At 68.0% G+C, this 10,581-nt stretch carries 13 protein-coding genes and 1 pseudogene; 7 read left to right on the forward strand and 7 right to left on the reverse strand.

The features are described 5' to 3' along the window. The first annotated feature begins 891 nt into the window (after positions 1-891). The 4 genes from OM076_RS43945 to OM076_RS43955 all read left to right on the forward strand — a co-directional run bounded on the left by OM076_RS43945 (position 892) and on the right by OM076_RS43955 (position 4,371). Positions 892-1,746 (forward strand): sigma-70 family RNA polymerase sigma factor, encoded by an 855-nt coding sequence (locus OM076_RS43945; RefSeq protein ID WP_270046590.1) that lies wholly within the window; start codon positions 892-894, stop codon positions 1,744-1,746. A gap of 41 nt (positions 1,747-1,787) precedes the next feature. Continuing rightward, on the forward strand, positions 1,788-1,934 hold the full coding sequence (locus tag OM076_RS47080; protein WP_372518149.1) for an STAS domain-containing protein: 147 nt from the start codon (positions 1,788-1,790) through the stop codon (positions 1,932-1,934). A gap of 249 nt (positions 1,935-2,183) precedes the next feature. After that, on the forward strand, positions 2,184-3,050 hold the full coding sequence (locus tag OM076_RS43950) for an acyl-CoA desaturase (RefSeq protein WP_270046592.1): 867 nt from the start codon (positions 2,184-2,186) through the stop codon (positions 3,048-3,050). Positions 3,051-3,144: 94 nt separating this feature from the next. Then, positions 3,145-4,371 carry a PP2C family protein-serine/threonine phosphatase gene (locus OM076_RS43955; RefSeq protein WP_270046594.1) on the forward strand — a complete coding sequence of 409 codons (1,227 nt, stop codon included), beginning with the start codon at positions 3,145-3,147 and terminating at the stop codon, positions 4,369-4,371. Here OM076_RS43955 and OM076_RS43960 read toward each other — a convergent pair. Genes OM076_RS43960 through OM076_RS43970 form a run of 3 tightly spaced genes read right to left on the reverse strand, consistent with a single transcriptional unit; the run spans position 4,338 to position 6,038 of the window. Next, positions 4,338-4,574 (reverse strand): hypothetical protein, encoded by a 237-nt coding sequence (locus OM076_RS43960; RefSeq protein WP_270046595.1) that lies wholly within the window; start codon positions 4,572-4,574, stop codon positions 4,338-4,340. The two genes, OM076_RS43955 and OM076_RS43960, sit on opposite strands and share 34 nt — an antisense overlap. A gap of 35 nt (positions 4,575-4,609) precedes the next feature. Further along, positions 4,610-4,939 carry a Na-translocating system protein MpsC family protein gene (locus OM076_RS43965; RefSeq protein WP_270046596.1) on the reverse strand — a complete coding sequence of 110 codons (330 nt, stop codon included), beginning with the start codon at positions 4,937-4,939 and terminating at the stop codon, positions 4,610-4,612. 40 nt (positions 4,940-4,979) lie between these two features. After that, positions 4,980-6,038, reverse strand: a complete 1,059-nt coding sequence (locus OM076_RS43970; protein ID WP_270046598.1) for an STAS domain-containing protein — start codon at positions 6,036-6,038, stop codon at positions 4,980-4,982. Positions 6,039-6,274: 236 nt separating this feature from the next. On the opposite strand from OM076_RS43970, the gene OM076_RS43975 reads away from it, so the two are divergent. Further along, positions 6,275-6,697, forward strand: coding sequence for a Na-translocating system protein MpsC family protein (locus tag OM076_RS43975; protein ID WP_270046599.1), 423 nt, complete (start codon positions 6,275-6,277; stop codon positions 6,695-6,697). Positions 6,698-6,823: 126 nt separating this feature from the next. After that, positions 6,824-7,054: pseudogene (locus tag OM076_RS43980) on the forward strand (STAS domain-containing protein); the annotation flags it as partial. A 22-nt stretch (positions 7,055-7,076) separates the two neighbouring features. Here OM076_RS43980 and trhA read toward each other — a convergent pair. From trhA to OM076_RS43995, 3 genes are all read right to left on the reverse strand, one after another. Beyond that, positions 7,077-7,679, reverse strand: coding sequence for a PAQR family membrane homeostasis protein TrhA (gene trhA, locus OM076_RS43985; protein ID WP_270046601.1), 603 nt, complete (start codon positions 7,677-7,679; stop codon positions 7,077-7,079). Positions 7,680-7,791: 112 nt separating this feature from the next. After that, the gene (locus OM076_RS43990; protein ID WP_270046602.1) at positions 7,792-8,079 is read right to left on the reverse strand and encodes a hypothetical protein; all 288 of its coding nucleotides are present in this window, start codon (positions 8,077-8,079) and stop codon (positions 7,792-7,794) included. A gap of 296 nt (positions 8,080-8,375) precedes the next feature. Next, the gene (locus OM076_RS43995) at positions 8,376-8,531 is read right to left on the reverse strand and encodes a hypothetical protein (RefSeq protein ID WP_270046604.1); all 156 of its coding nucleotides are present in this window, start codon (positions 8,529-8,531) and stop codon (positions 8,376-8,378) included. Positions 8,532-8,891: 360 nt separating this feature from the next. On the opposite strand from OM076_RS43995, the gene OM076_RS44000 reads away from it, so the two are divergent. Continuing rightward, positions 8,892-9,251: an STAS domain-containing protein gene (locus tag OM076_RS44000; RefSeq protein ID WP_270046605.1), complete on the forward strand. Its 360-nt coding sequence runs from the start codon at positions 8,892-8,894 to the stop codon at positions 9,249-9,251. Between the two features lie 813 nt (positions 9,252-10,064). On the opposite strand, the gene OM076_RS44005 is transcribed toward OM076_RS44000, so the two are convergent. Then, on the reverse strand, positions 10,065-10,581 hold a 517-nt coding region (locus OM076_RS44005), incomplete at its 5' end, for a transposase (protein WP_270046607.1).

Consider the following 10,581-nt stretch of genomic DNA (forward strand, 5'->3'; position numbering starts at 1 on the left):
GTCGCGATCCGGCACCATCAGGGTCCGGTCGAGCCGCCGCTCGAGGCCATGCCATGTCCTGCGACGGTAGCGCCGGCGCCCGCGCGAGGCTCCGCCGGTGGCGCCGATGTCGGCTTTTAAACCTCCGCCGCGCCACATTGGATCGCAAGCGCCGCTGCACTCCGAGCCGACCAATCCAGTGTGAGGCGGGTGTGCAATGCCCCGCAGCGACGCGGACGATGTCGCCGACGTCATGGTGCGGATGCATGAGCGCTGCGTTGATCGAACTGCAGCGCACGCCGGTCGTGACCGAGAATCGCAGCGCATTTCATCTCCTGCCACCACGTCGGGCCCGACCTGGAGATCGAGCTGTCCTTCCTTGACGCGTCGTAGCGTCAGCGGCTAGCCGCGCTCAGCCGACCTCGCATCTGCGCAGAGGCGAAGGTGTTCGTTGTCGATCTTGAGCGTCGCGTTGTCGATCGCCAGCGAATCGGCACCCGCGCGTAGGACCGCGACAGTGTCCCGGAGGGCCTGGAGTTCGTGCGACATTCGCCAGCACGCTTCGCTCGCGCGAAGGAGTTCGCGGTCGGTGGCAGCCGCAGTCTGCGCGTGACTCCGGGTCGAGCGGCTTCGTTTGGGGATCATCCTGCGCCTACTGGGCGGGACCATGGCTTCTTCGCTACCCAGCTGAGAGCTTCCAGCACTGGCAGCCGGACCGGGACGACCGATTTCCGACACGTGTGGGTGTCCGTTAGTCGCTCGTCCGCGTAGAATTCTCGATGAAGGCATCGCACGGCGCGCTCGGTTGCCTCCAGGATCGCCGTCTGACTTCTGAATCGGCTTGCAAGCGGTTTGGGAGCTCGGCATGCGTGACTTCAGATCGATCCGAGAATCGCGGGTACTGCGGCTCGGATGCTCGCTTCAGGGCAGGCGAGCGTGAGCGGCGCTGTCGCAGCGACGCACTGGCGTGCCCAGCGCGACCGCTGGTACCTGGCGCGCCGCGCCCACGAGCAGCGGCTGTTCGCGCGCTACGCGACCGAGCGAAGCCCCGCGGCGCGCGACGCGATCCTGGAGCAGTTCCTGCCACTCGCCCGCAAGCTCGCACGCCGATACGCCAACGTGGAGGAGCTCGACGATCTCGAGCAGGTCTCCGCGCTCGGCCTGATCAAGGCGATCGAGCGCTTCGACCCCGAGCGCGGGCTGGCGTTCTCGTCGTTTGCGTTCCCGACCATCCTGGGCGAGCTCAAGCGCTACCTGCGCGATCACGGATGGTCGGTCCGTCCACCGCGCAGCGTCCAGGAGCTCGCCGGCCGCATCGACCGCCATACCCAAGCGTTGCTCACCGAGCTCGGACGCTTCCCCACCGTCGCCGAGCTCGCCCGGCACACCGGCAGCACCGTCGAAGCAACCCTCGAAGCACTGCAGACGGCGGGCGCACGTCATGCCGTCTCGCTCGATCAACCCCGCCACGACGACGACGACGACGATCGAGCCGGCCCAGGCTTGGAGATCCCGATCGAGGACACCGGCTACGTCGACGCGGAGAACGACGTGCTGGTCGACGACCTCCTGCGGACCCTCGATCCACGTGACCGCCTGATCGTGAACCTGCGCTTCCGCGAGGACCTCACGCAGCGCCAGATCGGCGAGATCGTCGGCCTCTCACAGATGCACGTCTCGCGCATCCTGCGCACCACACTCAAACAGCTGCAGCGCGAAGCGCTGGCCACGACCGCGCCTCAACAGGTCGATCGAGCGAACCCGTGAGCAACCCTGACGAGCTGGTCGACCCAAGGTTTTCCTGTCCCGTGCTCGACCTGCGCGCGCTGAGCTTCATCGACTCAAGCGGCATCCGCGCGCTGCTGCGGCTCACGACGCAGATCCGACACGACGTACGGCTACGGCTCGTCCCCGGCCCTCCCCGGGTACAGCGCGTCTCGAACTCACCGGCCTAACCGCGGCGCTGCCCTTCACCTTCCAACAAGCGGCGCGCTTCGGCCCGCGCTAGTGGGTAGTACAAGGAGCAAGGGAGGGCATCGAACGCGTGGTCAGCCGGTAGGGCGGGCAGCGCGACCTGACTTCCGAGCCGCCATCATCTCGGAGGTTTCATGCCGCACCCACTGCCTGGCGCAGTCCCCGCACGCCGACCATCCGCGCCCGACACCATCCCGATCACCAACGAGACGGCCGAACGAATCACGCGTGTGGTCGTCATCGGACTGCCGCCTGCTGCGCTCGTCCTGGCGGGGTGGCTGGCATGGGGGGGAACCCTGCGTTGGCATGACCTCGTCGTGCTGGCCGTCACGTACACACTGTCCGGGCTCGGCGTGACTGTCGGCTACCACCGACTCTTCACCCACCGCAGCTTTAAGACGACCCGCCCGCTGCGCATCCTGTTCGCCATTCTGGGCTCGACCGCGGTCGAAGGCCCGGTGATCGAATGGGTCGCCACCCACCGCAAGCACCACCGCTTTTCAGACCGCCCCGGAGACCCACACAGCCCACACATCGAAGATGCGACCGGGTGGGCCGGGGCCCTGCGCGGACTGCTGCACGCCCACGTCGGCTGGATCTTCCGCGGCAAGGACATGGCCAACCCGCAGCGCTACGCGAAGGACCTGGTCACCGACCGCGACCTGTGCTTCATCAGCCGCACGTTCCCGCTCTGGGTCCTCGTCGGCATGGCGGTCCCGTTCGCTCTCGGGTTCGCGCTGACTCAAACGCTCGCCGGCGGCCTGACCGGTCTCTTGTGGGGCGGCGCCGTGCGGGTGCTCGTGCTGCACCACGCGACCTTCAGCATCAACTCGCTGTGTCACTTCTTCGGCCGGCGAGCCTTCGCCACCGGCGATGAGTCCCGCAACCTCGCTTGGCTGGCCCCGATCGCCTTCGGCGAGGCCTGGCACAACAACCACCACGCCTTCCCGACCTCAGCCCGCCACGGCCTCGGGCGCTGGCAGTTCGACCCCAGCGCCTGGCTCATCGCCACGCTGGAGCGCTCCAAGCTCGCCTGGGACGTGGTCTCGATCAGCCCCGACCGCCAACAGGCCAAGCGCACCAGTGATAACCGCTAACGCTTCAATACACCAAAGTCCGGAAGTCCTCACGAAGGACGCGCCGCACGCTCGCCGCAACGGCGGGACTTCCTCGTGTCCGTAGGCTGTGGCGATGGCGGACCGGCGCTCAACACGACTCGACTTCGGGCAGCTGTTCGCGGCTGTCGAGAACGCGCCGCCTGTGGCTGCCGTGGACGTGCTCAAAGAGCGTCTCGCCCAGGCCTTCGGAGCAAACGATGTGTCCTTTCTCATCGCGGACTTCAGTGGCCAAGCGTTGATCCGCCTTGGCCACGTCGACCATGACCTGACGGCGCGTTCGCAAGGTCGCGAGACCGCCGAGCGCGTACCGTTGGCCGGCAGCCCGCACGGCCGCGCGCTGGCGACCCAGGCGGTCCAGGTCGAGAACGGTGCGGGGACGTTTCGCCTGTTGGCGCCGGTCACCAACCGTGGCGAAGCCATCGGGGTGCTCGAAGTGTGTTTGCTCGAGAACCCGGACGAGCAGACGGTCGCCGATGTCGCCTGGGCAGCGCATGCGCTGGCGTACGTCGTGATCGCCAATCGCCGGTTCACCGACCTCTTCGCATGGGGGCAGCGCTCGGTTCCCTTGTCGCTGGCCGCCGAGATCCAGCATCGCCTGCTACCCGGCTCCTACACCTGCGAGGCCGGACAATTCACGCTGGCGGCATGGCTGGAACCGTCGGGCAATGTGGGGGGCGACACGTTCGACTTCGCCCTGGAGCGCGACACGTTGCACCTCTCGATGACGGACGCCATGGGTCACGAGGTCGAGGCCGCAGTGCTTGCGACCGTGCTGGTGGGTGCACTGCGGAACGCCCGCCGAGCCGGTGCGGGGCTCGCGGAGCAGGCAGGCAGCGCCAACGCAGGGCTCGCGGCCTTCGCTCGAAGAGGCGGCTTCGTGACCGGGCAGCTCGCACAAGTCGACCTGCGCGCGCAAACCGCGACGATCGTCAACGCCGGGCATCCGCCGCCGCTGCGGCTCCGCGACGGGCGCGTCGAGCGGCTGGACCCTGCGGCCGACCCGCCGTTCGGGATCGTCCCCGACTACCAATATCGCGTGCAGGCGCTGCCACTCCAGCCCGGGGATCGAATCGTCTTCCTCACCGACGGCATGCTGGAACGAAACGCCGCAAGCGTCGACATCGAGGCGGTCCTGGCAGCCGACCGCGAGCTGCATCCCCGCGAAGCCGTGCAACACCTCTCGCAGGTCGTTCTTCAGGCGACGGATGGCGAGCTCAGCGACGACGCGACCGCATTGTGCTTTGACTGGCACGGCGGCCCTTCACATCAGAGAACCACCGATTCCGGCGCCGACGCCTGAAGTTCGCCCAAGGCGCACGCGTTCAACGGCGGCGTGCGGCACGCGTCCGACCGGGTATCGACCACCGCGACCACGAGGCGCTCGTCGCCATCGATCCTCTGAGGGCGGCTCGGCTCGTCGTCTTCGGCGGCGACCGTGCGGACGCGATGGCGCTCGCCGCTCGCGTGGCCGCCCGCTCGGTCTGTGACGTCCTGATCGTTCACACCCCGCCGGGTGAACTCGACGCGGATCGATGAGGTCAGGCCGGCAGTGGTCCAGCACCGTCGAGCCAGAACAGCTCGACGGCCAGATCTGGGCCGACGTGGTGATTGGAGATGAATGCGACGACCGTGCGGCCTGAGAGGCGCTCGACGGCCTCGACGAACTTGTGGCGCATGGCTTGCTGGAACTGCCCGCGGGACTCATGGACGGCGCTCGTGCGGCCGATCTCGATCAGGGTCTTCTCGACGTCGGTGTAGATCCCGCCGAGCACGCAGGCCAGGAGGTCGTCGCCGAGCAGTCGGGTCTTGGCCGTGGCCGGTACGCGGTTGTAGTAGCGAAGGTGCAGCGCGACGACGGCATCGGTCACGGCGTCGAGCAGTTCATCGCCAGAGAGCGGACCGATCGAATCAGGCGAGGACAAGCGGACCCGCGCAGGTGAGGCATCGCTCGTCGTGCTCGATCAGCCGTTCCGCCGCAGGCGCCAGCCAGACGACGCCGCAGTTTCCCTGGCACGGGACGTTCGACGCGGTTAGCGGGTACTCGCCGCGGTCGACGCGTCGCTGGTTGATCGCCAGGCCCGTATCCGGGTTGCGCCAGCCGTTGACCGCACCCTCGTCGTCGAGGTAGACCTCGATCGACGCTGCGCCGGGCACCATCGGTCCTTCACTCGGGGGGCGCCAGGCCCGGAGTACCGCCCCGTTCGTGCCGAGCAGCCATAGGTCCGGTGCCGTCACGACCATGACCCGGGCCGCCAGGACTCGGGCGTTGACCGGGTTGTCGAGCGGCCGGATGCGCGGATCGACATCATCGTCGTGAGGGGATGCATCGGCGCCGGCGAGAGCATGGTCGGTCGCGATGAACTCGACCACGCGCGCCGCTTCGGAGAGCGCGGCGGCGTGCGGTGTTGCTCCTGCGACCAGCAACCGACTCCCTGCCTTACGCGCGCGTACGGAAGCACGGATGATGACACGCCACGCCGCGGCGTCGGGGCCGTCGGCGTCGTGCAGATTCAAGAGCACCAGGCGCGCGTGGTCGAGTGCCTCGCGCAGCACCGCGTCCAGCCGTGGGGCGGTCGTGCGGTTGAGCTCACCGGAGACCATCACCGAGGCGGCGGCGATGGCCTCGGGATGCCAGCTACAGAGGAACGCTGGCTCTTCGCCTTGGGAATCGTCTGAGGAACTGTCGTCGGACATCGGGACTCCGGATCGTGTGGTACGCCAGAACCTCGAAGTCACATCGAGCTGCCCATCCGCTTCACCGGGAGACCCCTCGATCGCGCCCTCGACGAGGACGATACCGCGCGCCGGCAAGAGCGCCAGCCACCCCACAAGCCGCGCGACGACACCATCAAAGCGCGGACGCCCCGTCTTCCGGGGCCTTTCCGTCGCCTTGGCGTCGACCGTCGCGCGGGGTCTACACGCCTGCCACGGGCGTACCGCCGAGTCGAGCCCGTCGACGGGTCGCACGCCGTCGCGCGGACTCCCAGCGCGCCAAGTTGCCACGGCGCGGCGAGGCACAACAGCTTGACGCCAAGATCGGCGCCGATGCTGTGGCTGCCAGTGACGAGGCGGCGCGCTCGAGCTCGATCGGCGCCTTCTCGAGGTCGGCAACGCCGCGGAGTATGCAGTCCACCAGGTCAAGAGCGAGCCCGGACGTGCGAGCGGTCCGTTGACTGCGATTGCTGCAGGGGTACGCTCCGGGGATGCCCGAGGACGACACTCAGAGCCTGCACGGCACGCATGGCGACGTGCTGACGGCCGTCTCTGAAGGCATGGTGGCGCTGCTGAAGGAGTACTACGGGCGCGGGCCGACGCAGGCCAAGACCTACTACTACGACGATCTCGTGGTTTGCGTCCTGCGCGGCGGTTTCACGCGCGTGGAGCAGACGCTGCTCGACGGTGGCCGCGGGTACGCGGTGATCGAGCAGCGCATGGCCTTTCAGGAGGTCATGCGCGATCGCTTCACTGCCGTCATCGAGCACGCCACCGGCCGGCCCGTGATCGGTTTCATGAGTGGCAACCAGCAGAAGCCCGACATGATCTGTGAGGTCTTCGTACTCAGCCCCACAGACCTCATCGCCGACCACGAGCTACCCACGGCGCCTGCCATACGCACCGATCGCTGACGGGTTGCCGGATTTAATCGATCGCTGCGCCCCCGTCTGGGTAGCCTCCCCCGAGGAGGGCATGCGCCGGGGTCCGACGCTGCAAACCCGCCCGGCAGCGGCGCTTGACTTCCTTCTAGTGCTCCTGAGCTGGACCAGGCCTTGCGGACCGCGCAGCAGAACGCCCAGCTCGTCACCCTTGACCTGCGCCGGCTGAGCTTCATGGACTGCCGCGGACTCGGCGTCATCGTGGCGGCCGCAAAGCGTGCCGACGCCGCCCGCGGCGGCTTCTGTGTCGTGGCCGGGCCGCCGCACGTGCACCGGCTCTTTACGTTCACCGAGAGTGACCGACAAGTCGAGATCGTGAAGGCGGGCTAGTGCACTTGAGGCGCTGGTCACATTAGCCCGCGAAGGCCAGGAAGCGGCTGATCGCGGCCAGCACTACGAGTCCGTGGAAGATCTCGTGGAAGCCGAAGACCGCCGGCCAGGGATGCGGCCGTCGCGTGGCGTAGACCGCGGCCCCGGCGATGTACAGAGCCGCGCCGGCGGCCAGCATCAGCAGCGGCGCCGTGGAGAGGTACTCCGGGAGGCATGGCAGCGCGGCGAGCGCAGCCCAGCCGACCAGCACGTAGCCGGCGGCGACGAGCGCGCGTGGCGCATCGATCCAGACAAGGCCGAGCGCGACGCCCCCAAGAGCACCGGCCCACGCGCAGGCAAGCACGAAGGCCTGCAGCCTGCCGTCGAGGATGAGCACCGCCAGCGGGGTCGTGCAGGCGGCGATGAATACATGGATGGTGCTGTGGTCAAGACGCCGCAGCAGCGGTCGCCATCGCGGGTTCCAGTGCCAGCGGTGGTAGAGGGCGCTGACGACGAACAGCGCACACAGCGCGCTTCCGTAGATCGCGCAGGCCGTGCGGGCGGCGCCCGAAGGCGCCAGCGCGACCAGCGCACTGGCCGCCACCAAGGCGCCCCAGAAGGCGTAGACGTGCAGACGCCCGTGCATGCCCGGGATCAGTGGCTCGGCGGTGGGGCGGAATTGACCATCGTGGCGCAGCCGGTGCTCGCCGCGACTGGATGCGCGTGGTTGCGTACCCAGTCGTGCGGCGGCGGCGGGGTTAGTGGTCGCGGCTCTCGGTATAGGGGTCGCGGCTGCCGGACTTCGCAAGCCCGCGGCTGACCATGTAGCCGATGGTCAGCAGCGTCACGTACAGCCACGCCTGCTTCGCGCCGAAGCCGCCGGCGTCTGATTCGTCGACGACCATCGCGGCGATCAGCACTGCGACGACCGCCACGACGTAGACGATCAGCTCGGTCGTCTTGAAGGCGGCCTTGGTCTCAGTGCTGCGCCGGACCTGCGTGTTCTCGGAGCGAGCGCGAGTCCGCTCGGCCGATGAAGTGGCCATGTCGGCCTCCTTTGTCGTTACCGTCGATGACGCCGACAGGCGTCGTTCCTACCGGCAACGGAGAGATGAGTTAGAGGGCGAAACGAGCGGTCGCAGTCGCCACATGGCCGCCGACGCGCTCGGCCGATGCCTAGAGCGCAGGTCGCGGACGCGGGACGATAACTGCGGCACCGTCGGTCCAACGAAGTCAAAAGTCCGCTGCTCGCCCTGCGAGCCTCGGTCTCACTGCCCTCGACGCAGTTGCCCTACCCCGCGCCTCGACGCCGACAAACGGCTGTCATCACGCCTTGACGGAGCTAGGTCTGGAAACCGATGTCGCGCTCCTGCTTGTCGCTGACCGTGCCGCGTGCCGCCGGCAGCTCCTCGCGTCCGGCGTGATAGTCGACGAGCGTGCGGCGCTCACCGATGGTCTTTCTGGCGCTGGTCGCTTTCGGTCGCTCGCGCAACGACACGACCCGCGAAGCCCGCGTGCGTCCACGCCAAGAATCGGCCTCGTTTGGGAACGCCGCACGCCGCGGGCTTGGTTCGTTGCGACTGATCGCGACGGTGACGCGCGTGCGCCATGCATATCAACGCTGCGCGACGCCTACTGCGAACGCGCCGCTCGATGCTCTGACCACGCATTTCCGGCGGCCGGCACGCGCATCTCGGCTTGAGCGGTTCGGCCTAGGCGAGGGCAGCGGTTGTCTCGAGTGCTGGGAGGTGTCCGATCCGTGGAGCGAGCGGGCGGCGGTATGGGTCTGCACGAAGGCGCTCCCGGCACCGCGCCCCCGGCGTGGTTCGCCGATCGTTGCGCTGGGGAGCATCTCCGGATGAGCGACGACGCGACCGGAAACTCCACGAGTCACTTCACACTTACGACGATGGTGCGCGATTCGTCGCTCGAGCTCATCGCTGCGGGCGAGCTCGACATGACCGCAGCGTTCAAATTCGAGTCAAGGGTCGATGCACTCCTCTCGGCAGGCGGCGTGCAAGCGGTGGTCGTGGATCTCGCCCAGGTGGATTTCGTTGACTCCGCTGGGCTCGGCGCCTTGCTGTCCGTCCGCGATCACGCGCGCCGGCGCGGGATCGATCTCCAACTCGCCCGCATCTCAGATCCTGTCCGCAAGCTCATCGACCTGACAGGGATCGGCGACCTCGCCGGCGACGTGACCGACCACCGGAGGCGCTGACCGGCGTCCGAGGCTCCGGCATTCCCATGGCACGGCGGAGCGTCGCTCATCCTCCGATCCGGCCAATCCAAGCGCGTCGCCGCCGGGGATCACGACTCCCCGGCGCGCTGCGCTCGGTAATCCGGAACGAGGGAAGTCGTAATGCTTGATCTTGCTGCGCGGTGGGAGCTCACCTCTCACCTCGATGCCGTCACGCGTACCGTCCGCGTCATGCCGTCGGGGGAACTCGACCTCATGACGGCAACATCTCTCGACGAGGCGCTGCGCGCGCGGAGCGCCAAAGCTCCCGCGTGACGTTGGATCTGCGCCGTCTGAGTTTCATGGACTGCAGCGGTCTCGCGTTCCCCGGTCAGTTCGACCATCCGCTTTGTCGGCGGCGAATGATGCCAGGAGTCATGCCCGTGCGGTGGGCGGCGTGCGCTTCGTGGGAGCGTGTCCCGCTCCGCAGGCTCAGCCGCCGCAGCCACGCAATGGCCCGTAGGCTCCACCCTCGTGATGTGAGCGACAGTGGTCTGAGCATCGGTGCCACCTCCGAAACGATCGTTGAGGTCATTCCGGAAGTCAGCCAGTGGTGCCGAGAGACTCGACCACGCCCGCGTGCCCTCCTCGGGCGAGTCTAAATGCTGTTCCGCCGGTCCGCGGCGAACGTCCGCGGCGCGGTCAGCAATCGATCACTCGCCGCGTGGCGGGACCCGCGAGTGGTACCGACAGCAGCCTTGGACGCGGAGATGATCCGGCCAGCGCCGGCAGGCCCCGAATTAAGTCAAGTCCCGGGACGTGGTGTAGGAGATCGTCGGTGTATTGATCGGCTGCTCAGGCCGCTTGGAGCGCCGGTGTGTCCTCCTTGATCTCTGTTTGTGTGTGCTCGGCTGGTCCGGCGAGGACGAGAGAGATCGATTCGGCGGAGAGGTAGCCGCGCCCGACGAGCCATTCGTCGTTTTGCTCGATGCAGACCATGCCGGCGAGGCGGATCAGGCTGCGGTCGTCGGGGAAGATGCCGACGACGTCGGTGCGGCGGCCGACTTCTTTGTTGAAGCGCTCGAGCGGGTTGGTCGAGCGCAGCTTGCTCCAGTGCGAGCTCGGGAAGGCGTAGAAGGCGAGGATCTCCGGTTCGGCGTCTTCGAGCATCGTTGCGATCCGGCCGAGGCGCCCGTCGAGATGGGCGACGGCTTCAGAGAGCCGGTCGCGTGCCTGCTCGAGGTTGTCGGCGGCGAAGATCGGGCGGATCAGCGCGCCGAGCAGGCCGTGCTGGTCTTTGCGGGCATGGCCGAAACAGTCGCGGAGGAAGTGGACCGTGCAGCGTTGCCAGGCGCAGCCGAGGACCTTGGCG

The sequence above is a fragment of the Solirubrobacter ginsenosidimutans genome (assembly GCF_027587205.1).

Bases quoted from the DNA above. Each gene is read 5' to 3' on its own strand.
- OM076_RS43945 (WP_270046590.1), top strand. From the start codon at position 892: ATGCTCGCTTCAGGGCAGGCGAGCGTGAGCGGCGCTGTCGCAGCGACG.
- OM076_RS43955 (WP_270046594.1), top strand. From the start codon at position 3,145: ATGGCGGACCGGCGCTCAACACGACTCGACTTCGGGCAGCTGTTCGCG.
- OM076_RS43975 (WP_270046599.1), top strand. From the start codon at position 6,275: ATGCCCGAGGACGACACTCAGAGCCTGCACGGCACGCATGGCGACGTG.
- trhA (WP_270046601.1), bottom strand. From the start codon at position 7,679: ATGCACGGGCGTCTGCACGTCTACGCCTTCTGGGGCGCCTTGGTGGCG.
- OM076_RS43990 (WP_270046602.1), bottom strand. From the start codon at position 8,079: ATGGCCACTTCATCGGCCGAGCGGACTCGCGCTCGCTCCGAGAACACG.
- OM076_RS44000 (WP_270046605.1), top strand. From the start codon at position 8,892: ATGAGCGACGACGCGACCGGAAACTCCACGAGTCACTTCACACTTACG.